24 protein-coding genes are annotated in these 26338 nt (G+C 72.5%); 17 read left to right on the top strand and 7 right to left on the bottom strand.

What is annotated here, in order from left to right; translation table 11 throughout:
* Position 1 precedes the first annotated feature (1 nt).
* Positions 2 to 1039 (bottom strand): hypothetical protein, encoded by a 1038-nt coding sequence (locus HHX37_RS09255; protein ID WP_220502332.1) that lies wholly within the window; start codon positions 1037 to 1039, stop codon positions 2 to 4.
* A 260-nt stretch (positions 1040 to 1299) separates the two neighbouring features.
* Here HHX37_RS09255 and uvrB point away from each other — a divergent pair, with 260 nt between their 5' ends.
* Complete coding sequence (gene uvrB / locus HHX37_RS09260; protein ID WP_117409008.1) at positions 1300 to 3411, top strand: excinuclease ABC subunit UvrB; 2112 nt, start codon at positions 1300 to 1302, stop codon at positions 3409 to 3411.
* 109 nt (positions 3412 to 3520) lie between these two features.
* On the opposite strand, the gene HHX37_RS09265 is transcribed toward uvrB, so the two are convergent.
* Positions 3521 to 4567 (bottom strand): serine hydrolase domain-containing protein, encoded by a 1047-nt coding sequence (locus tag HHX37_RS09265; protein WP_182885138.1) that lies wholly within the window; start codon positions 4565 to 4567, stop codon positions 3521 to 3523.
* A 320-nt stretch (positions 4568 to 4887) separates the two neighbouring features.
* Between HHX37_RS09265 and HHX37_RS09270 the strand changes: the two genes are divergently transcribed.
* The gene (locus HHX37_RS09270) at positions 4888 to 5493 is read left to right on the top strand and encodes a DUF4126 domain-containing protein (protein ID WP_117409010.1); all 606 of its coding nucleotides are present in this window, start codon (positions 4888 to 4890) and stop codon (positions 5491 to 5493) included.
* Positions 5494 to 5589: 96 nt separating this feature from the next.
* Here the strand turns inward: HHX37_RS09270 and HHX37_RS09275 are convergent, their stop codons facing one another.
* Positions 5590 to 6168 (bottom strand): Uma2 family endonuclease, encoded by a 579-nt coding sequence (locus HHX37_RS09275; protein WP_182879003.1) that lies wholly within the window; start codon positions 6166 to 6168, stop codon positions 5590 to 5592.
* A gap of 202 nt (positions 6169 to 6370) precedes the next feature.
* Entirely contained in the window at positions 6371 to 7057 is a 687-nt protein-coding gene (locus tag HHX37_RS09280; RefSeq protein WP_182885139.1) for an acyltransferase, read from the bottom strand.
* 156 nt (positions 7058 to 7213) lie between these two features.
* Here HHX37_RS09280 and HHX37_RS09285 point away from each other — a divergent pair, with 156 nt between their 5' ends.
* The 11 genes from HHX37_RS09285 (at position 7214) to der (ending at position 19170) form a co-directional block, all read left to right on the top strand.
* A complete protein-coding gene (locus tag HHX37_RS09285) occupies positions 7214 to 8884 on the top strand; it encodes a CTP synthase (protein WP_117409012.1) in 1671 nt (556 codons plus the stop codon).
* A gap of 20 nt (positions 8885 to 8904) precedes the next feature.
* Positions 8905 to 9543, top strand: coding sequence for an NUDIX domain-containing protein (locus tag HHX37_RS09290; protein ID WP_182885354.1), 639 nt, complete (start codon positions 8905 to 8907; stop codon positions 9541 to 9543).
* A gap of 34 nt (positions 9544 to 9577) precedes the next feature.
* The gene (locus tag HHX37_RS09295; protein WP_310737879.1) at positions 9578 to 10522 is read left to right on the top strand and encodes a site-specific tyrosine recombinase XerD; all 945 of its coding nucleotides are present in this window, start codon (positions 9578 to 9580) and stop codon (positions 10520 to 10522) included.
* A gap of 97 nt (positions 10523 to 10619) precedes the next feature.
* The gene (locus tag HHX37_RS09300; RefSeq protein ID WP_182879001.1) at positions 10620 to 11513 is read left to right on the top strand and encodes a ParA family protein; all 894 of its coding nucleotides are present in this window, start codon (positions 10620 to 10622) and stop codon (positions 11511 to 11513) included.
* A gap of 42 nt (positions 11514 to 11555) precedes the next feature.
* Positions 11556 to 12431, top strand: a complete 876-nt coding sequence (locus HHX37_RS09305) for a segregation and condensation protein A (protein ID WP_138462370.1) — start codon at positions 11556 to 11558, stop codon at positions 12429 to 12431.
* Positions 12432 to 12507: 76 nt separating this feature from the next.
* Positions 12508 to 13215: an SMC-Scp complex subunit ScpB gene (scpB, locus tag HHX37_RS09310; RefSeq protein ID WP_182885140.1), complete on the top strand. Its 708-nt coding sequence runs from the start codon at positions 12508 to 12510 to the stop codon at positions 13213 to 13215.
* Positions 13215 to 15224, top strand: a complete 2010-nt coding sequence (locus tag HHX37_RS37645) for a pseudouridine synthase (protein ID WP_182885141.1) — start codon at positions 13215 to 13217, stop codon at positions 15222 to 15224. The genes scpB and HHX37_RS37645 overlap by 1 nt, the downstream gene beginning before the upstream one ends.
* 117 nt (positions 15225 to 15341) lie before the next feature.
* Positions 15342 to 15701: a chorismate mutase gene (aroH, locus tag HHX37_RS09320; protein ID WP_182878998.1), complete on the top strand. Its 360-nt coding sequence runs from the start codon at positions 15342 to 15344 to the stop codon at positions 15699 to 15701.
* Between the two features lie 102 nt (positions 15702 to 15803).
* Complete coding sequence (locus tag HHX37_RS09325) at positions 15804 to 16898, top strand: prephenate dehydrogenase (RefSeq protein WP_117409019.1); 1095 nt, start codon at positions 15804 to 15806, stop codon at positions 16896 to 16898.
* Between the two features lie 169 nt (positions 16899 to 17067).
* Positions 17068 to 17736, top strand: coding sequence for a (d)CMP kinase (gene cmk / locus HHX37_RS09330; RefSeq protein WP_396775188.1), 669 nt, complete (start codon positions 17068 to 17070; stop codon positions 17734 to 17736).
* Positions 17737 to 17739: 3 nt separating this feature from the next.
* The gene (der, locus tag HHX37_RS09335; RefSeq protein ID WP_117409021.1) at positions 17740 to 19170 is read left to right on the top strand and encodes a ribosome biogenesis GTPase Der; all 1431 of its coding nucleotides are present in this window, start codon (positions 17740 to 17742) and stop codon (positions 19168 to 19170) included.
* Between the two features lie 55 nt (positions 19171 to 19225).
* Here the strand turns inward: der and HHX37_RS09340 are convergent, their stop codons facing one another.
* Positions 19226 to 19843 (bottom strand): TetR/AcrR family transcriptional regulator, encoded by a 618-nt coding sequence (locus tag HHX37_RS09340; protein ID WP_182885142.1) that lies wholly within the window; start codon positions 19841 to 19843, stop codon positions 19226 to 19228.
* Between the two features lie 76 nt (positions 19844 to 19919).
* On the opposite strand from HHX37_RS09340, the gene HHX37_RS09345 reads away from it, so the two are divergent.
* The 4 genes from HHX37_RS09345 to HHX37_RS09360 all read left to right on the top strand — a co-directional run bounded on the left by HHX37_RS09345 (position 19920) and on the right by HHX37_RS09360 (position 23804).
* On the top strand, positions 19920 to 21131 hold the full coding sequence (locus HHX37_RS09345) for a YbfB/YjiJ family MFS transporter (RefSeq protein ID WP_259406335.1): 1212 nt from the start codon (positions 19920 to 19922) through the stop codon (positions 21129 to 21131).
* 11 nt (positions 21132 to 21142) lie between these two features.
* Positions 21143 to 21847, top strand: a complete 705-nt coding sequence (locus tag HHX37_RS09350; RefSeq protein ID WP_182885143.1) for an alpha/beta fold hydrolase — start codon at positions 21143 to 21145, stop codon at positions 21845 to 21847.
* 71 nt (positions 21848 to 21918) lie between these two features.
* Complete coding sequence (locus tag HHX37_RS09355; RefSeq protein WP_182885144.1) at positions 21919 to 23166, top strand: sensor histidine kinase; 1248 nt, start codon at positions 21919 to 21921, stop codon at positions 23164 to 23166.
* The gene (locus tag HHX37_RS09360) at positions 23157 to 23804 is read left to right on the top strand and encodes a response regulator (RefSeq protein WP_117409025.1); all 648 of its coding nucleotides are present in this window, start codon (positions 23157 to 23159) and stop codon (positions 23802 to 23804) included. The genes HHX37_RS09355 and HHX37_RS09360 overlap by 10 nt, the downstream gene beginning before the upstream one ends.
* A gap of 79 nt (positions 23805 to 23883) precedes the next feature.
* Here HHX37_RS09360 and HHX37_RS37650 read toward each other — a convergent pair whose 3' ends face one another.
* Together HHX37_RS37650 and HHX37_RS09370 are read right to left on the bottom strand one after the other, a co-directional pair.
* On the bottom strand, positions 23884 to 25869 hold the full coding sequence (locus HHX37_RS37650) for a multicopper oxidase family protein (protein ID WP_182885145.1): 1986 nt from the start codon (positions 25867 to 25869) through the stop codon (positions 23884 to 23886).
* Positions 25866 to 26318, bottom strand: coding sequence for a DUF6220 domain-containing protein (locus HHX37_RS09370; protein ID WP_182885146.1), 453 nt, complete (start codon positions 26316 to 26318; stop codon positions 25866 to 25868). The genes HHX37_RS37650 and HHX37_RS09370 overlap by 4 nt, the downstream gene beginning before the upstream one ends.
* Between the last annotated feature and the right edge of the window lie 20 nt (positions 26319 to 26338).

A 26338-nucleotide genomic window follows, 5' to 3' on the forward strand; every position in this document is an offset into this window, starting at 1 on the left:
CTCACGGCGCGTACGGGTCCTTGGCGCGCAGGGCCTTGCGGGTGACGTCGACCACGTCCCGGTCGGTGAACGACTTGGGCAGGGGCAGCTCGACGCCGTCGAACAGCCGGCGTACCTCCTCGACCGTCGGCTCGTCGCTCAGCTGCACCGACCGGTAGCGGTCGATCGGCAGACGGCGGGCCTGCTCGAAGCTGGTGCGCAGCTCGGCGCCGCAGCTTCCGTAGAAGAACGAACCGCTGTAGGCGATGATCGCCCGGTTGGGGTCCTCGGAGGTCATGATGAGGGCGTGGTCCGACATGTCCCAGCGGAAGGTCGTCATGACCGGGGACAGCCCGACCGCGATGTCGAGCAGGCCGTACCGCTGGCGGTACCAGAACGCGGCCAGGACGCTCGCGTACGACTCCTTCCTGGCGCGTTCGGTCGTCCACATCTCGCCCGTGCCGTCCGGGCGGTCCGACAGCGACCTTCGGTAGTGCGCGTAGCTCTCGCACACCGCCTCGTCGGTGGGGTCGATGATCTCCATCCGGATCGTGAGGTGCCGCCGGTCGCGCCGCGCGGCGGCCACGCACTCGGGGAGCGTGACGGCGCGCATGTAGGTGCCGGTGCCGCCCTTGAACGTCCAGTGGTCGGTGCCCCGCCGCGCGTCGGCGTGCGCCTGGGCGATCTCGTGCCGGCTGCCGAGGATGCGGATGACCGCCATGTCCTCCAGCGCCCTGCGGGTGCCCGCGACCAGCTCCTCCAGCTGGTCGAGGCGGCCGAGACGCTCGGGCAGCCGCGCCAGGACGCCGGAGGTGGCGTGCATGGCCTCCTCGACCGGCTCCTGCCGGGCGCGGTCACGCAGCAGCGCGGTCGCCACCAGGGCCAGGACGACCAGCGTGGTGCCGCTGACGAGCTGCGACTTGACCTTGTCGGACAGGACGTCGTCGGGCAGCACGCCGAGCACGCCCACCACCACGGCCAGCACCAGGGCGATGGCGCCGTCGACGTTCTTGCCGGCCCACGCGGCGGCCTGGCCCACGGCATCTCGCAACCCCGCCATAGGTCCGCCCCGCCATCCCGTGCTTGCCGGCATCCCGTGATCCCCGGCTGGCATCGTAACGAGAGCGTCATGCCCCGGCAAAGGTGCGGCGGGGTGACGTGCGGCTGCCCCTCGCGCCAGGCCGTGGGCGGGACCCCGGCGTGCGGAGGGGACCGGAAATGTCGGTGGCCGCGCGTAGGTTATGGAGTGTGAACGGCGGCGGGCCGGGCGCGTCCCCGGTTCCCGCCCGGCGGGCGGGGCGAGCGAGGAGCTGAGCGGCGATGACATCCATGATGGACCTGAAGCGCAGGGTCGCGCCCTTCCAGGTCGTCACCGACATGACGCCGTCCGGCGACCAGCCCACGGCGATCGCGGAGCTGGAGCGCCGGGTTGACGCCGGAGAGAAGGACACGGTCCTGCTCGGCGCGACCGGCACCGGCAAGACGGCCACGGTCGCGTGGCTCATCGAGCGGGTCCAGCGGCCGACGCTGGTCATGCAGCCGAACAAGACGCTCGCCGCCCAGTTCGCCAACGAGCTGCGCGAGATGCTGCCGAACAACGCGGTCGAATACTTCGTGTCGTACTACGACTACTACCAGCCCGAGGCGTACGTCCCGCAGAGCGACACCTACATCGAGAAGGACTCCTCGATCAACGAGGAGGTCGAGCGGCTGCGTCACTCGGCCACCTGGTCGCTGGTGTCCCGGCGCGACGTCGTGGTGGTCGCCTCGGTCTCCTGCATCTACGGCCTGGGCACCCCGCAGGAGTACGTCGACCGGATGGTCAAGCTCAAGGTCGGCCAGCAGATGGACCGCGACCAGCTGCTGCGCAAGCTCGTCGACATGCAGTACGCCCGCAACGACCTCGCCTTCACCCGGGGGACGTTCCGGGTGCGCGGCGACACGGTCGAGGTCATCCCGGTCTACCAGGAGCTGGCCGTCCGCATCGAGATGTTCGGCGACGAGATCGAGAAGCTCGCGACGCTCCACCCGCTGACGGGCGAGGTCGTCGCCGAGGACGAGGAGCTGCACATCTTCCCCGCGTCGCACTACGTGGCCGGCCCCGAGCGGATGGAGCGGGCCATCGGCGGCATCGAGGCCGAGCTCGCCGAGCGGCTGGCCGAGCTGGAACGGCAGGGCAAGCTGCTGGAGGCCCAGCGGCTGCGCATGCGCACCACCTACGACATCGAGATGATGCGCCAGGTCGGCACCTGCGCCGGCATCGAGAACTACTCCCGGCACATCGACGGACGTGGGCCCGGGACGGCGCCGCACACGCTGCTCGACTTCTTCCCCGACGACTTCCTGCTCGTGCTGGACGAGTCACACCAGACCGTCCCGCAGATCGGCGCCATGTACGAGGGGGACGCCTCGCGCAAGCGGACCCTCGTCGACCACGGGTTCCGCCTGCCGTCGGCCATGGACAACCGCCCGCTGAAGTGGGAGGAGTTCCTGGAGCGCATCGGCCAGACCGTCTACCTGTCCGCCACCCCGGGGCCGTACGAGCTGGGCCGCAGCAAGGGCGACGTGGTCGAGCAGGTCATCCGCCCGACCGGCCTGGTGGACCCCGAAGTGGTCATCAAGCCGACCAAGGGCCAGATCGACGATCTCATGGAGGAGATCCGGGCCCGGGCGGAGCGGGACGAGCGGGTCCTGGTCACCACCCTCACCAAGAAGATGGCCGAGGACCTGACCGACTACCTGCTCGAGAACGGCATCCGGGTCCGCTACCTGCACAGCGAGGTCGACACGCTTCGCCGCATCGAGCTGCTGCGCGAGCTGCGGATGGGCGAGTTCGACGTGCTCGTCGGCATCAACCTGCTGCGTGAGGGCCTCGACCTGCCCGAGGTGTCGCTGGTGTCGATCCTCGACGCAGACAAGGAGGGCTTCCTGCGGTCGGAGACCTCGCTGATCCAGACCATCGGCCGCGCGGCGCGAAACGTGTCCGGCCAGGTCCACATGTACGCCGACAAGGTCACCCCGAGCATGGAGCGGGCGATCGAGGAGACCAACCGGCGCCGGGCCAAGCAGGTCGCCTACAACGAGGCCAACGGCATCGACCCGCAGCCGCTGCGCAAGAAGATCGCCGACATCCTCGACAGCCTGGTCCGCGAGGACGCCGACACCGCCCAGCTTCTCGGCGGCGCCGGGCGTCAGCAGTCACGCGGCAAGGCGCCGGTGCCGGGGGTCGCGTCCCGCGGCGCGGGCCAGCACGCGAAGGCGATCGCGGGCGAGATGCCCCGCGCCCAGCTGGAGTCGCTGATCGAGTCGCTCACCGAGCAGATGCACACCGCCGCCGCCGACCTGCAGTTCGAGGTGGCCGCCCGGCTGCGCGACGAGATCAAGGAGCTCAAGCGGGAGGTCCGCGACATGCGCGAGGCCGGCGTGAAGTAACGCCCCCGGCGTTCACCCCACGGCCCCGGCCCTTCCGGCGCGGACCGGCGTCACGTGACGCCGGTCCGCGCGGCCGGGTCCGGGCCTTCACGCGGCCCTGGGATGAGCCTCAGCTGTAGGCGGCCTGGCGCAGCGCGTTGTCCAGCGCGACGCGGGCGGCGTCCGTCAGGTTGCGGTCGTAGGTCACCACCACCGATATGCCGTTGTCCCACATCGCGAAGAAGGCGCTGAAGGCGGTCGGCCGGGTCGCCCTGGACTGCCAGTTCCCGTGGTGGAACACGTTGCGGCCGTGCGCCGTGGGCACCACGAACACACCCAGCGACGCGGCCGGCCTGCCGCTGACGGCGGAGGCGTCGATGAAGCGGTGCGCCGCGGGGCTGAGCAGCCGGGCGCGCGGGTCGAAGGCGCGGGCGAACATCGCGTAGTCGACCGCCGAGATCTCCCAGCCGCCGAACGCCTTCATGGCGCGGGTGCCGGGACCGATCCTGCCGGTCGCGCCACGCGGCGCCAGCGCCATCCGGCGGCAGTAGCTCTCGTACGGCTGCCCGGTGACGCTCTGGATGACGAGACCGAGGATCGCGTAGTTGATGTTGTTGTAGACCTCGTCGTGCTTGGCGCTGATCGGCCGAGACAGGGCGCGGCGCACGAGGGTCACGTCGGAGTACGAGGCGTTCCTGACGCCGACCAGCCCGCTCTGCGTGGGGTCGTAGGTGATCCCGCTGGTGTGCCGGAGAAGCTGCTCGATGGTGATGTTGCGCGCCGTCCGGCTCGCCCGGTACCCCAGACGCAGCCGGAAGCTCCGCGGCATGGCCGCGAGCCGCGTGTCGAACCGGAGCCGCCCGTTGTCGATGAGCGACATGAGGCACACGGCGGTGATCGGCTTCGACAGCGAGGCCACGTTGACGGGTTTCTCCGCCGATATCTCGTTGTAGCCGTAGGAGCCGACGAGGGCGTTGTCGCGCATCACGGCGAGCCCGGCGTTGCTGACGCCGTTGGCGGTCATCCACTGGTGCAGCGCGGCGTCGATGCGGTCCTGGACGCCCGCCCGTGCCGCGGCACGGGCGTCGGTCAGGGCGCCGGCGGGGAGCGGCGCGGAGACCAGCACCGCCGCCGCCGTCAGGATCGGCGCCACGGCGCGCCTCAGCGAAGTGATCACGGGGGAACCTCCGGGGTGGTCGAGACGAGGGACTCAGGAGTGGGGACACGGGTCACGGCCGATACGAGGAGGCCGGGGCCGGCCCTCGGCGGAGGCCCGCTCTGTGAGGGAAGGGCGTCGGTGCGGGCGTGTTGTCACGTTCCATCGATCAGGACCATCCGGAAATCACCGAAATAGTGATGTTCTTCTGGCCAACCGTCGGCAAGTGAGGCGGATGGGGTCGCGAAGGCGTGGGCAGGAGCGAACCGCCGGGGACATGGAGCCGGGGTCGTCCGTTGAGGGGAGGGCGGGAGTTTCCCGTCGCATCGAGGAGGTGGCTCATGTTCGCGGCGCTCACCGGGCTCGGGCTGTCGACCGCGGCCGGGCTCAACGCGTACATCCCGTTGCTGCTCGTCGGCGTGCTGGCGCGCGTGACCGACGCGGTGCGGCTGCCGCACGAGTACGCCTGGCTGTCCGACACCTGGGTCCTCGCGATCATCGCGGTGCTGCTGGTCGCCGAGTTCGTCCTCGACAAGGTGCCGGTGGTCGACCACGTCAACGACATGATCCAGACGGCGGTGCGGCCGGCGTCCGGCGGGGTGGTCTTCAGCGCCACGGCCGCGGCGGCGAAGCTCGACGACTCGGCCTGGATGGCCGATCACCCGGCGGTGGGCTGGATCCTGGGCATCGCGGTGGCCCTCGCCGTACATCTGCTGAAGGCCGGGGCCCGGCCGGTGGTCAACGCCACCACGGCCGGCGTCGGCGCGCCGGTGGTGAGCACGGTCGAGGACGTCGGCTCGCTCGGGATGAGCCTGATCGCGATCTTCTTGCCGGTGCTCGTCGTGGTGGCGCTGGCCGTGCTGGCGTTCGTCGCCTGGCGGGTGCTGCGCCGCGTACGAAGGTTCAAGGAGGCGCGCCGCGCCCGGGCGGCGTCCCCGCCTGTCTGACCCGTGCCGCCTGTCTGACCCGTGCCGCGCCCGGACCTGTCCGGACCCCGCTCCGACAGGCGCCGGCCCGGGCGCGAACCGGCCGGAGGACGGGTGTCAGCCCATGAACTGGCTCAGGTCCAGGTCGATGTCCACGTCGAACCCGGCGTACGTGACGAGGCGCTTGCGGTGGATGCCCGTCGGCACGTACGCCTTGACGCTCGGCTCCAGCTCGAACGTGTACGCGACGGCGTGCTGGTCCTCCTGCTCCACCCGCCAGAGGTATCTGATGCCGGCGTTCGAGTACTTGATCGGCTTCGTCAGCCGGTCCCTCTCCGCCGACTCGGGCGACACCACCTCGACGACGAGATGAACGTCCTCGGGCTTGAAGGATGTTGTCCTGAGATCGGGGAGCGCGCTGCGCTTCACGACCATGAGGTCGGGTTCGGGTCGCTGGCGCAGGCCCAGGGTGACGCTCATCTCGCGGACGACGCACAAGTCCTGCGGTGGGGTGAGTTCACGCTCAAGCAGCCTGAGCGTGAACATGTGGAAGGCCGTCTGGGGGGACATCATGATGAGGGACCCATCGATCAGCTCGATGTGGGGAGGCGCGTCAGGGGGTAGACGGTCGAGCATGTCAGCGGTCCACCCGCCGGGCGGACCGGGATAGAACCACTCGGGGAAAGCCGCGGTCATCCAAGGCCTCCTCTCCCTGGGGTGATCACTCGACATCATCATCCTGCCACGAGCCGTAACCACAGGCGAGTGGTTCCGTGGACGGGGACCGCCAGTCGTCCGATCCGGTCATGGGCGAGGGTGCGCGTACGTCGGCCGCCGGGCGCTCGTACTCGCTGCGGGGTGTGGCGGGCCGTGCGGATCGCGGCCGTGGAGGGGTGGGTCAGGACAGTGGGGCGGGTCTGCCTGCCGGATGCGGTGGGGAGAGCGGGGTGCGGGCGATGGCGGAGGGGCTGTGCCAGCCGAGGCCGGGGGAGTGCCGGCGGACGACCTTGGCGGGCACGCCGGCGATCACCGAGTGGTCCGGGAACTCGCCGCGTACGACCGCGCCGCCCGCGACCACCGACTGTCGGCCGATCCGGGTCCCGGGCAGGATGATCGCCCCCGTGCCGATCCAGGACCCCGAGCCGATCGAGACCGGCCTGTTGCGCGGCCACTGGCGGCCGATGGGCGTCTCGGGGTCGTCGTACACGTGGTTCTGGTCGGTGATGTAGACGTAGGGGCCCGTGAACACGTCGTCGCCGATGTCGATCGACTGGTGGCCCACGATGTGGCTGCCCCGGCCGATCGAGCAGCCTCCGCCGATCCGGACGATCGAGTCGGGGCCCAGGTCCACGCCGGGCCCCATCCCGGCGGAGATCGAGACCCGCTCCCCGACCAGCGTGTGCGGTCCGATCTCGATCCACTGCTCACCGAAGATCGCGCCCTGGGGGAACGAGATGCACACTCCCTCGCCGAGGCTGCGGAACCGGTATGCGCCGGTGGCGGCGGGGGTCACCGCCGCCGCCTCCCGCACGTAGGGCCACCAGCGGTGGACCATGCGGCCGACGGCGCGCTTCACGAACGACATAACGCGACAAGTTACCGCTTGGTCGTCTTGTCCCGCTATTGCGGATTAGTGCACGTGACAAGCCCAATGTTGCCCAGCGTTTGATATTCTGAGAGCCCGTGGGCAGGCGGCGTCCATCCGGAGCGCCGGTTCTACAAACGACCACGGGAGTGTTCCTTGCGCAGCGCCGCACAAACCAAGCATCTGTTCGTCACCGGCGGCGTCGCCTCCAGTCTCGGCAAGGGGCTCACGGCCTCCAGCCTCGGGCGCCTCCTCAAGCTACGCGGTCTCCGCGTCACGATGCAGAAGCTCGACCCCTACCTGAACGTCGACCCCGGCACGATGAACCCCTTCCAGCACGGCGAGGTGTTCGTGACGGACGACGGCGCCGAGACCGACCTCGACGTCGGCCACTACGAGCGGTTCCTCGACACGGAGCTGCACGGCTCCGCCAACGTCACCACCGGCCAGGTGTACTCCAACGTCATCGCCAAGGAGCGGCGCGGGGAGTACCTGGGCGACACCGTGCAGGTGATCCCGCACATCACCAACGAGATCAAGGACCGCATCCGGGGCATGGCGGGCCCGGACGTGGACGTGGTCATCACCGAGGTGGGCGGCACGGTCGGCGACATCGAGTCGCTGCCGTTCCTGGAGGCCGTCCGGCAGGTCCGCCACGAGGTCGGCCGCGACAACGTCTTCTTCCTGCACGTCTCCCTGCTGCCGTACATCGGCCCGAGCGGGGAGCTGAAGACCAAGCCCACGCAGCACTCGGTCGCCGCGCTGCGCAGCATCGGCATCCAGCCCGACGCGATCGTCTGCCGGTCCGACCGCCCGATCACCTCCTCGCTCAAGCGCAAGATCAGCCTGATGTGCGACGTGGACGAGGACGCGGTGGTCTCGGCCGTCGACGCCGCGTCGATCTACGACATCCCGAAGGTGCTGCACACCGAAGGGCTCGACGCGTACGTGGTGCGCCGGCTCGGCCTGCCGTTCCGCGACGTGAACTGGACCGAGTGGGACCAGCTCCTGCGCCGGGTCCACCGGCCCGCCAAGGAGGTCACGATCGCGCTGGTCGGCAAGTACATCGACCTGCCCGACGCGTACCTGTCGGTGACCGAGGCGCTGCGCGCGGGCGGCTTCGCCAACGACGCGCGGGTCAACATCCGCTGGGTCAAGAGCGACGACTGCGAGACCCCCGAGGGCGCGGCCCGCGAGCTGGACGGCGTCGACGGCGTGCTGGTCCCCGGCGGTTTCGGGGTGCGCGGCATCGAGGGCAAGGTCGGCGCCATCCGGCACGCCCGCGAACGGCGCGTCCCGCTGCTCGGCATCTGCCTCGGCATGCAGTGCATGGTCATCGACGCGGCCCGCCACCTGGCCGGGATCGAGGACGCCGACAGCACCGAGTTCGACGCCGAGACCGCCGACCCGGTCATCTCGACCATGGCCGACCAGAAGGACGTGGTCGCCGGCGAGCGCGACATGGGCGGCACGATGCGGCTCGGCCTCTACCCGGCCAAGCTCACGGACGGCTCGCTCGCCCGGCGCCTGTACGGCAAGGCGAAGGTGGAGGAGCGGCACCGGCACCGCTACGAGGTCAACAACTCCTACCGCGACCAGCTGGAGAAGGCCGGCATGGTGTTCTCCGGGCTGTCGCCGGACGGCCGCCTCGTGGAGTACGCCGAGCTGTCGACCGACCTGCACCCGTTCTTCATCGGCACGCAGGCGCACCCCGAGTTCCGCTCCCGGCCGACCCGGTCGCATCCCCTGTTCACGGGTCTGGTCCAGGCCGCCCTCGAGTACGCGGGCGAGCGCGAGAACGCGGCGAAGGCGGGACGGGCCAAGTGAACGCCGAGGACGCGGAGATCATGGAGAACGCAGGGACCGTGGACGCGGTGAACGTGGAGGACGCCGAGGAGTCCTGGAACGTCGTCGCCACCACCCGGCACTTCGCCGGGCGGGTCATCTCGGTGCGCACCGACACCGTGGAGATGCCCGGCGGCGTCGTCGCCGACCGCGACTACGTCGTCCACCCCGGCTCGGTCGCGGTGGTCGCGCTGGACGACGAGGACCGGGTGCTGCTGATCCGCCAGTACCGCCACCCGATGCGGCGCCTGATGTGGGAACTCCCGGCCGGCATCCGGGACGTGCCGGGGGAGCCGCTGGTGGAGTGCGCGGCACGTGAGCTCGCCGAGGAGGCCGCCTACCGGGCGCGCACGTGGCACACGCTGGTCGACCTCGCCACCTCGCCCGGCATGTCGGACGAGCGGATCCGGATCTTCCTCGCCCGCGACGTGGAGCCGATCCCCGACGAGGAGAACACCTACGTGCGCGAGCACGAGGAGACCGACATGCCGGCGGTCTGGATTCCCCTGGTCACGGCGGTCGAGAAGGCGCTGAGCGGAATGATCCACAATTCTCCCGCCGTCGCCGGTATCCTCGCGGCGTACGCTGCTTCCGCCGACGGATTCAAGGGCCTTCGTCCCGCCGGCGCGCCGGAGGCATGAGTCCGTAGGAGACGTCCTGAGCGAGCCCGAGGCGGTGCTGTCCAGTTACCTCGCCCATCTGGCGGTGGAACGGGGGCTGTCTGCCAACACGCTCGCGTCCTACCGGCGGGACCTGCGCCGATACGTCGAGTACCTCCGGGCGCGCGGGCTGGAGACGTTCGGGCAGGTCGCCGAGGCGGACGTGGTCGCCTTCCTCGCCGCGCTGCGGGAGGGCGACGACGACCACCCCGCGCTGGTCGCCAGTTCGGCCGCCCGCGCCGTGTCGGCCGTACGCGGCCTGCACCGCTTCGCGCTGCGGGAGGGCGTGGCCGGGCACGACCCGGCCCACGAGGTGCGCCCGCCGCGCCAGCTCCGCAGGCTCCCCAAGGCGATCACCGTGGCGGAGGTGGAGCGGCTCATCGCCGCGTGCGGGCCGGAGGACGCCCCGCTCGCCCTGCGCAACCGGGCGCTGCTGGAGGTCCTGTACGCCACCGGCGCCCGGATCTCCGAGGCGGTGGGGCTGGCGGTGGACGACGTGCCCGCGGGCCACGCCGGGGGCCGTCACCTCGGCCTCGACAGCCGACAGGACCACGACCAGGTGCGGCTGCGCGGCAAGGGCGGGCGGAGCAGGATCGTGCCCCTCGGCCGCTTCGCCCGCCAGGCGCTCGACGCGTACCTGGTCAGGGCGCGGCCCGGGCTCGCCGCGCACGGCCGGGGCACCTCCGCGCTGTTCCTCAACGCGCGGGGCGGGCGGCTGACCCGGCAGGGCGCGTGGGAGGTGCTGCAGCTGGCGGCGGAACGGGCCGGGCTGTCCGGCGTATCACCGCACATGTTGCGACATTCGTTCGCAACCCACCTCCTCGACGGCGGAGCCGACGTTAGGGTTGTCCAGGAGTTGCTCGGCCACGCCTCGGTGACCACCACGCAGGTGTACACCTTGGTGACGGTCGACAAGCTCCGCGAGGTCTACGCGGCGGCGCATCCCCGCGCCCTGCATTGAGGCACGCATCCGCGGACGCGTGGCGCGCCGCCTTGCCGCATACGTGCCGACCCTTTAGATTCGATCAGGTTCGAGGCCGTCAGGGGAGGACCAACAGGTGACTGCGACCACAGAGCCGACGTGGACCGCGAGGTCTCCAGGCGGTGCGATCGGGCCTACCGGCCGTCCCACCCCCGTGTTCCCCGATCCGACACCGCCGGAGTCCCACGGACCCGCGCGCATCGTCGCGATGGTGAACCAGAAGGGCGGCGTCGGCAAGACGACGACCACCATCAACCTGGGCGCCGCGCTCGCCGAGGTGGGGCAGCGGGTGCTGCTGGTGGACTTCGACCCGCAGGGCGCGCTGTCGGTGGGGCTCGGCATCGACCCCCGGCCGCTCGAGGCGACGGTCTACGACCTCATCATGGAGGAGCCCGACGTCACCGTCGAGGACGTCCTGCTCGACACCACCGTCGACGGCATGCAACTCCTGCCGAGCAACATCTTCCTGTCCGGCGCGGAGATCAGGCTCGTCAACGAGGTCGCGCGTGAGTACGCCCTGCAGCGGGCGCTGGAGCCCCTGCTGCCGCACTACGACATCTGCCTGATCGACTGCCAGCCGTCGCTCGGCCTGCTGACGGTCAACGCGCTGACCTGCGCGCACAGCGTGATGATCCCGCTGGAGTGCGAGTTCTTCGCGCTGCGCGGCGTGGCGCTGCTGATGGAGTCGATCGGCAAGGTCCAGGAGCGGCTCAACAAGAGCCTGGAGATCGACGGCCTGCTCGCCACCATGTACGACCCCCGGACGCTGCACGCCCGCGAGGTCCTTTCGACGATCATGCAGGGCTTCGGCGACAAGGTGTTCCACACCGTCATCAACCGTACGGTGCGGTTCCCGGACGCCACCCTCGCGGGAGAGCCCATCACCCAGTTCGACCCCGGCTCGATGGGCGCCACCGCCTACCGCGAGCTGGCCCGTGAGCTGCTGGCCAGGTGGCCCGCCCGCGTCTGACCATGACGATGTAGGTGCCGGCGCTCGCGCCGGTGGAGGACAATGGCAGGCGTGACGACCGGCCAGGAGACGGACCAGGGGAGCGGGGAGAGCGCGCCGGGCGGCTTCCAGGTCCATCTGGACGTCTTCGAAGGCCCCTTCGACCTGCTGCTCGGGCTGATCTCCAAGCACAAGCTGGACATCACCGAGGTCTCCCTGCACAAGGTCACCGACGAGTTCATCGCGTACATCCGGTCGCGGGGACCCGAGTGGGACCTCGACCAGACGAGCCACTTCCTGCTGGTCGCGGCCACCCTGCTCGACCTCAAGGCGGCTCGGCTGCTGCCCACCGGCGAGGTGGAGGACGAGGAGGACCTCGCCCTGCTGGAAGCCCGTGACCTGCTGTTCGCCCGGCTGCTGCAGTACCGCGCGTACAAGGAGGTCGCGAAGATCTTCTCGGGGCGGATGGCCGAGGAGGCGTTGCGCTTCCCGCGCGCGGTGCCGATGGAGAAGCGCTTCGCCGACCTGCTGCCCGAACTCGTGCTCGGCATCGGGCCCGCGCAGCTCGCCAGGATCGCCGCCAGGGCCTTCACGCCCAAGGCACCGCCGTCGGTGTCGGTCGCGCACATCTACCAACCGCTCGCCAGCGTCCGGGAACAAGCCGCTATCCTTGTGGAGCGGCTGAGGCGGGTGCAGACGGCGACCTTCCGGGCACTGACCGCCGACTGCTCGGGGACGTTCGAGGTCGTCGCCCGGTTCCTGGCCGTACTTGAGCTGTTCAGGGAGGCCGCGGTCTCCTTCGAGCAGGTCGAACCGCTCGGTGACCTGTACGTCACCTGGACGGGAACCGCCGACGGCGACGTCACGGTCGGCGACGACTACGACGAGGGCCGGAGCGAGGAGCGACCGGCGGAGCCGTCCGGCGCACCGGAGGAGTGACCCGCCCGCGCCGGGCGCGGTGACGCGGCGGAGACGGCGCGCCGGAGGCGGAACCACGGACGACGAGCGAGGAGCGATGACAGCGAGCGGCATCCCCGGTTCCACCGACGGCACAGACGGCGCTCCGGACACCCGCGCCACTCACGTGGCGCCCGGGCCCGCCGGCGACCCCACACTCGCCGCCGAGGTCGCGCCGTCCCTGGCGGACGACGCCGGATCCGGCGGCGAGGAGACGCCTTCGGAGGGGCCGTCGCTCGCCCAGGCGCTCGAGGCGATCCTGATGGTGGTGGACGAACCGGTCGCGGAGATCACCCTCGCGCAGGTGCTCGAACGCCCGACGGCGGAGGTCGCCGCCGCGCTCCGCACGCTGTCGGCGGAATACACGGCGTCCGGGCGGGGTTTCGACCTTCGGGAGGTGGCCGGAGGCTGGCGCTTCTACACCAGGGCGGAGTGTGCCGCGCTGGTGGAGAGGTTCGTCAGGGACGGCCAGCAGGCGCGGCTCACACAGGCCGCACTGGAGACCCTCGCCGTGGTCGCCTACCGGCAGCCGGTCAGCCGGGCCCGGGTGGCGGCGGTGCGCGGCGTGAGCAGCGACGGCGTCATGCGGACGCTGGTCGCACGAGGCCTCGTGGAAGAGGCCGGAACCGACCCGGAGAGCCAGGCGGTGCTCTACCGGACGACGAGTTACTTCCTGGAGAGACTGGGGCTGCGGAGCCTCGACGAGCTTCCCGAGCTCGCCCCGTTCCTCCCGGACGACGTGGAAATTCTTGAGGAGCAGAAGTAGTGGACAACAGGCGTGGCACCCCGTCCGGTGAGGGACGCGGTCGGAGCCGGAGCACCGGTCAGCAGGGCGCGAGCGCGCGTGGATCCCGTGGCGGGTCCGGCGGCTTCCGTCCCCAGGACGACCGGCGCGGCGGTTCCCGCGTCCCTGGTTCCCGGTCCGGGTACGGTTCCGACTCCAGGCAGGACTTCAGGTCCGACTCTCGATCCGACTTCAGGCGGTCCCGCGACGAGGGCGCCCCGCGCGGCGACCGGTACGGCGACCGTCCTGCCAGGGACGCGCGTGCAGGGGACGCCCGTGGTGGCGACCGCCGCGACGCCCGCCCCGGCGGCCGGCGTTTCGGCGATGACAACCGCACGTCGTTCCGCGCCGAGCGGGGCGGCTCGCGTGGCGGGTACGGCAGGCCCGAGGCCGGCCGCTCCGGCGACCGCGACCGCGACGGTGGGCGCGGCTTCGGCCGTGACCGTGATTTCGGCCCTGAGCGTGGTTCCGACCGCGACCGTGGTTCCGACCGTGACCGTGGTGGTTTCGGGCGTGACCGCGACGGCGGGCGCGGCTTCGACCGCTCAGGTGGCTCCGACCGTGCGCGCGGTTTCGGCCGTGACCGGGACGGCGGCCGTGGTTTCGACCGCGACTCCGGCAGGGAGCGTGGCGGACGTGAGTTTCCGTCCGCGGGCCGCTCCACCTTCCGTACGGAGGGGGCCGGGACGCGCGGGCGGTACGGCAGGCCGGAAGGCGGCCGGGACGGTCTGCGGGACCGTGGGACGGACAGGGGGACGGACCGCGGCTCCGACCGCCCCTTCCGCGGCGGTGAGGACCGCGCCGACGGATACGCCGGCCGGAGCGCCGGCGGCGACCGGGACTCCTGGCGCGGCGATCGCGAAGTCCGCGGCGACCGGGACTCCCGCACCGGCCGCGGCACCGACCGGGACGGCCGCGCCGAGCGGGGCGACCGGAACGAGCGGGCCGGTTTCCGTGCGGCCCGCGGCGGGGCCGGGGCCCGGCGTGACGAGGTGCAGACGATCGGCCGCACCGGTGGCGCGACGCGGGGCCGCTTCGGCGGCACCGAGGGGGGCGCACGACGCCCGGTGCGCGGCGCCGGCGCGGGCCGTCCCTCCGGCGCCGGGTCGGCAGGGGGCCGGAGCACGGGCGGTACGGGCGCAGGGGCCCGGGGTGCAGGGGTCCGGGGAACGCAGGGCAACCCGTTCAAGACGTCCCGGCAGCCGCTGCGCGACCCCGACTTCTACGACGAGAACTACACCGACGAGCGCGACACCACCGAGGTGCCGGGCGGCGACCGGCTCCAGAAGGTGCTCGCCCAGGCCGGGGTGGCCAGCAGGCGGGCCTGCGAGGAGCTGATCGGCGACGGCCGGGTGACGGTGGACGGCCAGACCGTGCGCCGCTTCGGCGCCCGCGTCGATCCCAACAAGCAGGTCATCCACGTGGACGGCAAGCGCATCCCGACCTCCGCCGAGACCGTCTACTACGCGCTCAACAAGCCGATCGGCGTGGTGAGCACGATGGACGACCCCGAGGGCCGGCCGTGCCTGCACGACTACGTGCAGGACCTCGCGCCCCGGCTGTTCCACGTCGGGCGTCTCGACACCGAGACCGAGGGCCTGCTGCTGTTCACCAACGACGGTGAGCTGGCCCACCGGCTGACCCACCCGAGCTTCGGCGTGCAGAAGAAGTACTGGGCCAAGGTGCCCGGCCCCGTCTCGCGCGACCTGCACAAGGTGCTGCGCAAGGGCGTGGAGCTGGAGGACGGCCTGGCCAAGGTCGACGAGTTCCGGATCGTGCAGGAGCACGGCCAGCAGGCGCTGGTCGAGATCGTGCTGCACGAGGGACGCAAGCACATCGTCCGGCGGCTGCTCGAGGCGGTCGGGCACCGCGTGATCGACCTGGCCCGCATCGAGTTCGGCCCGGTCAAGCTCGGCCGGTTGAAGCCGGGCACGGTGCGCACGCTCACCGTTCAGGAGATCGGCGAGCTGTACGCGGCGGTCGGCCTGTAGCCTGGCAAAACTGCGGGCATACACCCGCAATCCGGGCAGAATTAAGCCGAACAGGCGGTAGATGGGCCGCGCTCGTCGTCACGGCGGGCCGGCCCGTCTCAGCGAGAGGGGAACGACATGGTGCGGGCGATTCGCGGAGCCGTCCAGGTCGAGGGCAACGATCGTGACGCGATCCTCGCCGGGACGACGGAACTGGTGAGCGAGGTGATGGGCCGCAACAACCTCACCACCGACGACGTCATCAGCGTGATCTTCACGTGCACGCCCGACCTCACCGCGGAGTTCCCCGCCCTCGCCGCGCGCAAGCTCGGGTTCCACGACGTCCCCCTGCTGTGCGCGACCGAGATCGACGTGCCGGGCGCGCTCCCGCGCGTGGTGCGGCTCATGGCCCACGTGCAGACCGACCGGCCGCGGCAGGAGATCCAGCACGTGTACCTGCGCGGCGCCCTGGCGCTTCGCGTGGACATCGCCCAGTAGGGAGACGGCCCGGGCCACAGGTCCGGCAGAACGGGATTCTCCCATCCACAGGCATTCGCCCGCGGGCCGCGTCCCCGGGACGGTGACGGCAGGAAGAGCACGATGACTCCCATCGAGGGCGCCGGGATCGGCAGCGTGGTCGTTGTCGGGACGGGCCTCATCGGCACGTCCATCGCACTGGCGCTGCGGCAGCGGGACCTGCGGGTCTTCCTCGCCGACCGGGACGCCGGAGCCGTACGGCTGGCGCGTGAGCTGGGCGCGGGGGAGGACTGGACGGGCGCGCGGCAGGTGGATCTCGCGGTCGTCGCGGTGCCGCCCCAGTTCGTCGCGCAGCAGCTGCTCGACCTGCAGAAGCAGGGCGCCGCCCGCTTCTACACGGACGTGGCCAGCGTGAAGGTCCTTCCGCTGGCCCAGGCGGCCCAGCTCGGCTGCGACCTGACGACGTACGTCGCGGGGCATCCGCTGGCCGGCCGCGAGCGGTCCGGTCCCGCGGCGGCCCGGGCCGACCTGTTCCTCGGCCGCCCGTGGGCGTACTGCCCGACGGAGGACGCCGCGCCCGAGGCGGTGGCGGCGGTGCGGGAGCTCATCGACCTGTGCGGCGGCAACGCCGTGCGGGTGGACGCCGGCGAGCACGACCGGGCCGTGGCGGTCGTCTCGCACGCTCCCCACGTGACCGCCGCGGCCGTGGCCGCCCGGCTGGCCGAGGCGCCGGAGACGGCGCTCGGGCTGTCGGGGCAGGGCGTGCGCGACGTCACCCGGATCGCCGCCAGTGATCCGGCGCTGTGGATGGGCATCCTCTCGGGCAACGCGCTGCCGGTGGCCGAGGTGCTGGAGGCGGTGGCGGACGACCTCGGCGCCGCCGCCAGATCGCTGCGCGCGCTGGCGGGCGACGGCGCGGCCATGGACCAGATCGCCGACCTGCTGGCACGCGGGGTGCGCGGCACCGGCAGGATCCCCGGCAAGCACGGCGGCCCGGCGCGCACGTACGCGGTGGTGCAGGTGCTCATCGGCGACCGTCCGGGCGAGCTGGCCCGCCTGGTTCAGGCGGCGGGCGAGACGGGCCTCAACATCGAGGACATCCGGCTGGAGCACGCCCCCGGCCTGCCGCTCGGCGCAGCCGAGCTGTACGTCCAGCCGGAGGCGGCGGCCCCGCTGTCGGAGGCCCTCCGTGAGCGCGGCTGGCAGGTCGCCGGCTAGACCGGCCCGCCCGCCCCGGCCGGTGACCTCCGGGCAGACCGAGCGAACGCCCGGCCCCTGACCGGGAGGCCCCAGACCGTCGGGGCCTCCGGCCGGCCGCCGATGCATGCTTTCCCGCGGTATCCCGGTAGCCTCGGGGACGACGATTCCGAAGGAGAAGGAGAGACCGGTGTCGGGTCTGGTCGTCGCGATGGACGGTCCCTCGGGGTCGGGCAAGTCGAGCGCGTCGCGGGGCGTCGCGCGGGCGCTCGGCCTGCGTTACCTCGACACGGGCGCCATGTACCGGGCGGTCACGTGGTGGATGCTCCAGCGGGGCGTCGACCTGGAGGACCCCGCGGCGATCGCCGCGAGGTCGGCCGAGCCCGCGCTGACGATGACCACCGATCCGGACGCGCCGGGTGTCGCCGTCGACGGCGTCGACGTCAACGGGCCGATCCGCGGCGCCGAGGTCACCGGCGCGGTGTCGGCCGTGAGCGCGGTGCCCGAGGTGCGCCGCCGGCTCGTGGCCCTGCAGCGGGAGATCATCGCGAGTTCCCTGCCGGGCGGGGGGATCGTGGTCGAGGGGCGCGACATCGGCACCGTGGTCGCGCCGGACGCGCCGGTCAAGATCTACCTCACCGCGAGCGCCGACGCCCGCGCGCTGCGCCGTACGGCGGAGCTGGAGGGGACGAGCGTGGAGGCGCAGAGGGCCGCGATGGCCCGCCGCGACACCCTCGACTCGACGCGCAAGGCCGACCCGCTGGCGAAGGCCGCGGACGCGGTGGAGCTCGACACCACGCCGCTGGACCTGGACGAGGTCATCGCCGAGGTGCTCCGGATCGTCAAGGAGCGGGTCTGACGGATGAGGCAGGGTATGGACGTGACGGTGGAGTACGACGAGGACGAGGGCGGCTGGATCGAGGCCGAGCTCGCCGAGCTGTCCGCCGAGGAGGCGGAGCGGGAGCCCGATTCGGGCCCGCTGCCGGTCGTCGCCGTGGTGGGGCGCCCCAACGTCGGCAAGTCGACGCTGGTCAACCGCATCATCGGCCGTCGTGAGGCGGTCGTGGAGGACGTGCCCGGGGTGACCCGCGACCGGGTGACCTACGAGGCCACCTGGCGGGGGCGGCGGTTCACGCTGGTGGACACCGGCGGCTGGGACCCGGACGCGACCGGCATGGCCCTGCGCATCGCCGAGCAGGCGCAGATCGCGGCCGAGCTGGCCGACGTGATCCTTTTCGTGGTGGACGCGAGCGTCGGGGTCACCGACTCCGACGAGGCCGTCGGGGCGGTCCTGCGCCGCGCGGGCAAGCCCGTCGTGCTGGCCGCCAACAAGGTCGACAACCAGCAGATGGAGCTGGAGGCGTCCGGGCTGTGGTCGCTCGGCCTGGGCGAGCCGCGCCCGGTCTCGGCCCTGCACGGCCGCGCCAGCGGCGACCTGCTCGACGTGGTGCTCGACGCGCTGCCGGAGACGCCGCCGCAGACGTTCGGCGAGCGGCGCGGCCCGCGCCGGATCGCGCTGCTCGGCAAGCCCAACGTGGGCAAGTCGTCGCTGCTCAACAAGGTCGCCGGAGAGGAGCGGGTGCTGGTCGACCCGATGGCCGGCACCACCCGCGACCCGGTGGACGAGCTGGTCGAGCTGGGCGGCACGACGTACCGCTTCATCGACACCGCCGGCATCCGGCGGCGCGACCGTGAGCTCAAGGGCGCGGACTTCTACGCGGCGATGCGCACCCGGGCCGCGCTGGAGCGGGCGGAGGTCGCGGTCGTGCTGATCGACGCCTCCGACGTGCTGACCGAGCAGGACCTGCGGATCATCGGCCTGGTCATCGAGTCGGGCCGGGCGATGGTAGTCGCGTTCAACAAGTGGGACCTGGTCGACGAGGACCGGCGTTACTACCTGGAGAAGGAGATCGACCGGCAGCTCGTCCGCACGCCCTGGGCGCTGCGGGTGAACATTTCCGCGAAGACCGGCCGTCACGTCGAGAAGCTCGCCCCGGCCATCGAACGGGCGCTGGAGTCGTGGGGCACGCGGGTGCCGACGGCCCGGCTCAACCAGTTCCTCACCGAGCTGGTGCAGGCCACGCCGCCGCCGGTGCGCGGGGGCAGGCAGCCGAAGATCCTGTTCGCCACCCAGGCCTCGACCGAGCCGCCGAAGTTCGTGCTGTTCACCTCGGCGTTCCTGGAGGAGACCTACCGCCGCTTCATCGAGCGCCGCATCCGCGAGGAGTTCGGCTTCGCCGGCTCCCCGATCGACGTCACGATGAAGATCCGGGAGAAGCGCAAGAAGAAGTGACCCCACCGGCCGCGCGCCGCGGAAGCCGTGGCGGTGGTCGTGGCGGTGGCCGGGGTCAGACTCCGGAGCCGCGCCGGGAACACGCGGACGGCCGGGCGGCGGCCGACAGCAGGGTGAGCGCCGCCTGGCGGGCCTGCTCGCCCGTGCCGGCCGTGCCGTGGTGCGCCGCGACGGCGGTGGCGCCCTCGACCAGCATGAGCAACTGGCGCCCCAGGAGGGGCGGATCGGTGGCTCCGGCACGCTCGGCGATCCCCGTCAGCAGGTCGAGGTAGCGATCGAGGTGGCGTGCGGTGATGGCGCGCACGGCCTCCACGTGATGCTGGGCCGCCGCGTTCAGCATCGCGCAGCCGCGGAAGACCGGGTCCTCGTACCACTCCCGCAGCGCGTCGAACACCGCGGCGAGCTGGTCACGGGGGTCGTCCCCGGCCTCCGCGGCGGCCTCGGCCAGCCAGCGGGTCACCCGTTCGCTGCGGGCCGTGAGCATGGCCTCCACCAGCCCGTCCTTGGTGCCGAAGTGCCGGTAGAGCGTCTCCTTCGACACCCCGATCGAAGCGCACAGCTCGGCCACGCCGACGCCGTCGAGCCCACGTTCGTACAGCACGGGGGTGGCCGCCTCCAGGATGGCGGCACGGGTGCGCTCCGGGTCGATCGTCGAGCCCTTGGGAACCGGCATACCTAGATGGTACCGATCGGTTCGATGCATTGCTACGATCTGAGATCGTACCGATCGGTTCGATCTCTGGAGTGTCATGCCCCACCTCTTCGCCGTAGGCATGCGGGCCGGGCCCGAGACACGACAGGCGATGCGGCTGGCTCTCGGCACCGCGTCGGCTCTCGGGCTGGCCCGTTTCGCGTACGGGCTGCTCCTGCCGGCGATGCGGGACGAGTTGCGGTGGACCCTGGCCGAAGCCGGAGCGGTGAGCGCCGCCAACGGACTGGGCTACCTGCTCGGTGCGCTGATGACCGCGGCCGCCGTTCGCCGCCGGGGCGCCGCGACCGTCTTCCGATGGGGGACGGTCCTCACCGCGCCGGTGCTCGCGGCCACCGCGACGAGCGACGCCTATCCGGTGCTGCTGGCGGCCCGAGCCGCGGCCGGGACGGCAGGGGCCGCGGTGTTCGTCAGCGGCGGCGTCATCGCCTCACGCCTCGCCGCCCGCGCCGCCTCCGGGACGCCTATCACCGTCTACTTCGCGGGCACCGGGCTGGGCATCGCCGTCGCCGGCGCCGGCATTCCGCCGCTGGGCGGCCATTGGCGGCCGGCCTGGGTCGGCCTGGGCGTGGCCGCCGGGCTGGCGGCGCTGGTGAGCTGGACCGCCGCCCAGGCCGGGGAGGAGGCGCCGGCCGTCACCGCCGGGCGGGCTCAGCTGCGCCCACTGCGGGGGATCGCCCTGGCCTACCTGCTGTTCGCCGCCGGTTACATCACGTACATCACCTTCCTGTCCGCCTACCTCGCCGAGGCGCCGCTCGGGCAGGTGGTGCTCGCCTGGACGGCGCTCGGCCTGGCGGTGGTGGCGGCGCCCGCCCTGTGGAGCCGTCCGACCACCGGCTGGCCCGGCACCCGGGCACTGACCGTGCTGCTCGGCCTCCTGGCCGCCGCCGGAGCGGCGCCGGCGATGGCGGCGCCCGCACCGCCGGTCGTCCTCGCGTCCGTGGTCGTCTACGGGGCGACGTTCATGGGTGTGCCCGCCGCCGTCACCGCGATCATCAAGGCGAACACCGCGCCCGCGGACTGGACGGCCACGCTGGCGGCGTTCACCACACTCTTCGCGGCCGGGCAGACCGCCGGCCCGTGGCTCGCCGGGCTCGTCGCCGACCACACCTCGGCCGGCGCCGCCCTGGCGTGGACCGCGATCCTGTGCGCGGCGGCGGCCCTGGTCGCCGCCTTCGCCGATCCCACACGTCACACCCCGCCGGGCAGCGCCGAGAAGACGCCCGGAGGGGAAGCGTCCATGAGACAGTGAGGAGCACGACCATGGCGACCTTCGTCCTGATCCCCGGCATGTGTCACGGTGGCTGGTGTTTCCAGGACCTCGTCGAGGACCTGCGCGGCCATGGCCACCAGGCCCTTCCGCTGACGCTCAGCGGAGTGAGCGAACGCGCCCACCTGCTGCGCGGCGGGGTGAACCTGGACACCCACATCCAGGACGTGACCGGCGTGCTGGAGGCCGGGGACGTCCGGGACGCGGTGCTGGCCGGGCACAGCTACGGCGGCATGGTGATGACCGGGGTGGCCGACCGCCTGCCGGGCCGGGTCGCCGCCCTGGCGTACCTCGACGCCTTCGTGCCGGAGGACGGCGACTCCTGCTGGACCCTCGCCTCCGAGCAGGAGCGGCAGTGGTACGCGGACGTGGAGGAGACCGGATACGCCACGCGGCCGCTGCCGTTCTTCGACCCCCGGGCGACCCCGCACCCCGTCGCCTCGCTGCTGCAGCCGCTCCGGCTCACCGGAGGTCTCGCGAGCGTCCGGCGGCGGGTCTACGTGTACGCCGACCGGGACGTGCGGTCCGCCTTCACGAGTACGTACGAGCGGCTGCGCGAGGACCCGTCGTGGACCGTGCACGCGCTGGACAGCGGGCACAACCTCATGCGGGACGCGCCGCGGGAGCTGCTCGGGATCCTGCTCGGCGCCGCCGGGCCCGGGGGGCCCGGAACCCCGCCGGTCGCCGGGGGATGGTAGGGCTGGCCCTACCCCCGGGTCTGACGTCCGCAGGATCGATCATCGGCGGGCGAGTCAATAGCGTTGGGGGCATGCGCCGACTTCTCTCCCGTCTGGCCGGTGACACGGTCTACGTCCTCATAGGGTTTCCGCTCGCGGCGATCACGTTCGTCCTCACCGTGGGCGGCCTGTCCGCCGGTGCGGGACTGCTGGTCGTCTGGCTGGGCGTGCCGATCCTCGCGCTCACCCTCCTCATGGCCAGGGGGATGGGTGACGTCGAACGGCTGCGCATGCGGCCGGTGCTGGGCCGGGAACTGCCCCGGCCGCGTTACCCGCGCGCGCCGGAGGGCGCGGGCATCCTGCGCCGCACGGTCACGCCGCTCGCCGGGGGCCAGCCCTGGCTCGACGCGCTGCACGGCCTGCTGGCCTTCCCGGTCGCGGTCGCCGCGTTCTGCGTGACCGTCACCTGGTGGGCCGTCTCGCTCTTCGGGCTGACCTACCCGCTGTACGGGTGGATCCTGTCGAACATCCCGGACAACCACGAGCTGCCCGAACTGCTCGGGCTCGGCCGGGGCTACTTCGTGAACAGCGTCTTCTACCTGGCTCTGGGCGCCCTGTCCGCGCTCACGCTCTACCCGGTCGTCCGGTCCTGCGCGCTGATCCAGGCGTCGCTCGGCCGGGCGCTGCTGACCGGCGTCGCCGCGCTGCAGGAGCGCATCGAGGACCTGACCGAGGGCCGCAACGCCGCCGCCCACGCGGAGGCGGACGCGCTGCGCCGCCTGGAGCGGGACATCCACGACGGCCCCCAGCAGCGCCTGGTCCACCTGGCGATGGAGCTGTCGCGGGCGCAGCGGGAGCTGAAGCGGGACGCGACCGCCGCGCACGAGACGATCGGCAACGCCATCAGCGCCACCCGCGAGACGCTCGACGAGCTGCGGGCGCTGTCACGCGGCATCGCCCCGCCGATTCTCGCCGACCGCGGCCTCGCCCCCGCGCTCGCCGCCCTCGCCGGCCGCTGCACGGTCCCGGTGGAGCTGGACGTCCAGACGACCGAGCGGTACCCCGCGCTGATCGAGAACACGATCTACTTCGTCACCGCCGAGGCCCTGACCAACGTGGCCAAGCACAGCAGGGCGACGTCCTGCATGATCGCGCTGACCCGGATCGGGGACGTCCTGCTGCTCACGATCGGGGATGATGGGGTCGGCGGCGCTCACGTCGCCAAGGGACACGGCCTGTCCGGCCTGGCCGACCGGCTGCGGGCGGTCGACGGCGAGCTGACGGTGCGCTCGCCCGCCGGAGGGCCGACCTCGATCACGGCGGAGGTTCCGTGCGCGTAGTGGTGGCCGACGACGCCGTCCTCATCAGGGAGGGACTCGTCCGCCTGCTGGAGGAGTTCGACTGCGAGGTCGTCGAGACGACCGGAACGGGGGAGGGACTGGTCGAGGCCGTCGTCGCCCACCGGCCGGACGTCTCGGTGGTGGACGTCCGGATGCCGCCGTCGTTCACCGACGAGGGCCTGCGGGCCGCGGTCGAGGCGCGGGAGAAGGTGCCGGGCGCGCCCGTGCTGATCCTGTCGCAGTACGTCGAGGTGTCGTACGCCGACGACCTGCTGGCCGACGCGCGGGGAGCGGTCGGCTACCTGCTGAAGGACCGGGTGGTGGACGTCGAGGAGTTCATGGACGGCCTGCGCCGGGTGGCCGCCGGGGGGACGGTCTTCGACCCGCAGGTCGTCGCCCAGCTGATGGTGCGCCGGCGCCGGGACGACCCGCTGGCCTCGCTGACGCCGCGCGAGCGGGAGGTCCTCGCGCTGATGGCCGAGGGCAGGTCGAACCCCGCGATCGCCCGCCGTTTCGTCGTCACCGAGGGCGCGGTGGAAAAGCACATCCGCGGCATCTTCGCCAAGCTCGGCCTGCACGCGGAGGACGGCGACCAGCACCGCCGCGTCTTGGCGGTGCTGGCCTACCTGCGGTCCTGACGTCGCGTCGCCGGCCCGCCGCAGGACGGCGGGAGCGGGGACGGCGCGGGGCAGGACGGCACGGGCCGGGATGACGCGGTCAGGCCGGGTGGTTGCCGGCCGTCATGTCGTACGGCGTGGTGACCCCCTCGTACGCGAGATGGAACTCCATGCCCTGCGCGGCGTGCGCGAGATCGTGGCAGTGGGACATCCACACGCCGGGGTTGTCGGCCACGAGGGCGACCTCCCAGACCTCGCCGGGGGCGACGTCGAAGGTGTCCATCGCCAGCCCGGTCGCCGGTACGCCGTTCCGGGACAGGATCCGCACGTGATGGCCGTGCGGGTGCATCGGGTGGGTGTCCGTGCCCCGGTTCACCACCCGGATCCTGACGGTCTGTCCCTGCCGGACGACCGGCGTGGGGATGTTCGGCCACGCCTTGCCGTTCACGGTCTGGGCGAGCCGCGGCAGGCCTCCGGAGACGGCGAGCGTCTTGTCCAGCACCCAGGTCGTCTCCCGGTCGAACCGGGCGGGCAGGGCCGCGGGAGAGCCGTACCGGGTGATGTCGACGATCGGCCCGGCCGCCGGTGGAGGCGTCGCCGGTCCGTTGACCAGCAACGCGGGCCGGTCTCCCGTCGTCAGCAGCACCGGCCCGGAGGGCACGGTGAAGGTCAGGTCGTATCGCCCGCCCGCCGCGAGGTGCAGTCGGGCGCCGTCGAGGTCCGTCGCCCCCGGCACGTCCCCGCCGTCCACCGCCGCGATCCGGTACGGCACGCCGCTCAGGCCGAGGACCACGGGCCGGGTGTCGGTGTTCACCACCCGCAGCCGCGTACGGGCGCCGGGCGCGAGCGTGAGGCGGGTGAGCAGGTCGGACGGCGCGGCGCCGTCCACCGACAGCGTCGGGCGCGAGCCGAAGGTGTGCAGCGCGAGCACGTGGTCCTCGCTCTCCGGCGCGGGGGCCGCCGGGTCGACGACCAGCAGGCCGAAGAGCCCGCGTGGCACGGCGACGCTGGAGTTCTGGTGGCTGTGGTACCAGTACGTGCCGGCGTCCTCGGCGCGGAAGCGGTAGACGTGGGACTGGCCGGGCCAGACCGCGTCCTGGGTCACGCCGGGCACGCCGTCCTCGGCGGCCGGCACGTCGTACCCGTGCCAGTGGATCGTGACGCCCTGCCCGCTGCCCGCCTGCCCGTTGCCGGCCTGCCCGGTGCCTCCCTGCACCGTGCCTTTTTGCACCGGCAGCCGGTTGCGCAGGACGACCTCGACCAGGTCGCCCTGCCGCACCCGCAGCACCGGCCCCGGCACCTGCCCGTTGAACGACCACGCCTCGGCGCCGCCGCCGGACGGCAGCCGTACGGTCGCGGGCTGGGCGGTGAGCGTGAAGCGGCGGACCCGCTCCCTGGCCCCGGCCGGGCCGCCGGCCGCGGCGGGAGCGGGGCCACGCAGCAGGTCGACGGAGACGCCGCGCCCGCCCGCGTCGTGCCCCGGGTGGAGGTGGCCGCTCGGCCACCCTCCGCCGATGGTCAGGGCGAGAGCGAGGGCGAGCACGCAGGTTCCCGCGGCCTGCCAGCCGTGCCGTGGCGAGCGGGCCGGGCCGAGCAGCCGCCACGTCACGGCGGACGCCGCGGCGAAGAGCGCGAGCACCGCCGCCGCCCCTCCGGTCGTGACCGGATAGGAGATCACGACCGCGCAGGCGATCCCGGCCACCGCGCCGTACGCGGTGACCAGCAGGGGGAACGCGACGATCCGGGTCGAGCCGGTCGACGAGCCGATCGCCGGGCCGCGCAGCAGGCGGGGCAGGCTGACGGCGGCCGAGACGAGCGCGGGCACGACGACCAGGGGCAGTGCGAGGGTGACCTTCTCCGCCACGAACCACCAGCCCGCTCCGGCCAGGCCGGTGGTGACGGCGACTCTGAGCGCGGTCACGACGATCGCCGCGGCGCACGACGCCGCGGCGATCAGCCGGGTCCGCCGACCGGCCGCGGCGGGTTGCCGCAGCCCGGTCAGGGCGATCCCGGCGGTCGCGGCCCAGGCGGCCGCGACCAGGACGAAAAGGATCTGATCGAGAGCGATCAGCCGAGCGGTGGTCACGCCGCGGCGTGCGCCGGGATCGCGGCGTCGCTCTTCGTCAGGGCGTGGGCCCGCCGGACGAGGACGACGGCCGCGGCGAGGATCGCCACGCCGTCGAGGGCGTGGAAGCCCATGACGAACAGGGAGGCCGTCGTCGTGGCGGTCTCCGTCGCCCCGGCGATCTCGGCCAGCGGGAAGATGACGAACAGCTGCACGGCCACCAGCACGAACGGAAGGATCGCCAGGCCCGCCGTCCGGCCGCCCGCGCGGGCGGCGAGGGCCGCGATCGCGGCCACCAGCGAGACGAGCGGGATGACCATCGTGCCGTTCATGGCGTGGTAGCCGATGGCGGCGTCCGGGTCGCCCGGCGCCGGATGCGGCGTCTCGAACGCGCCGAACGTGGCGAGGTAGAACTGGGCGAGCACGGCGACGAGCTGCACGACGGCGAGACCGAAGAACACCTTGCGCATTGTGGGGCCTCCTGTGAGGT

The sequence above is a fragment of the Microbispora sp. H10885 genome (genome assembly GCF_014161415.1).
In the GTDB taxonomy this organism is placed as follows: domain Bacteria; phylum Actinomycetota; class Actinomycetes; order Streptosporangiales; family Streptosporangiaceae; genus Microbispora; species Microbispora triticiradicis.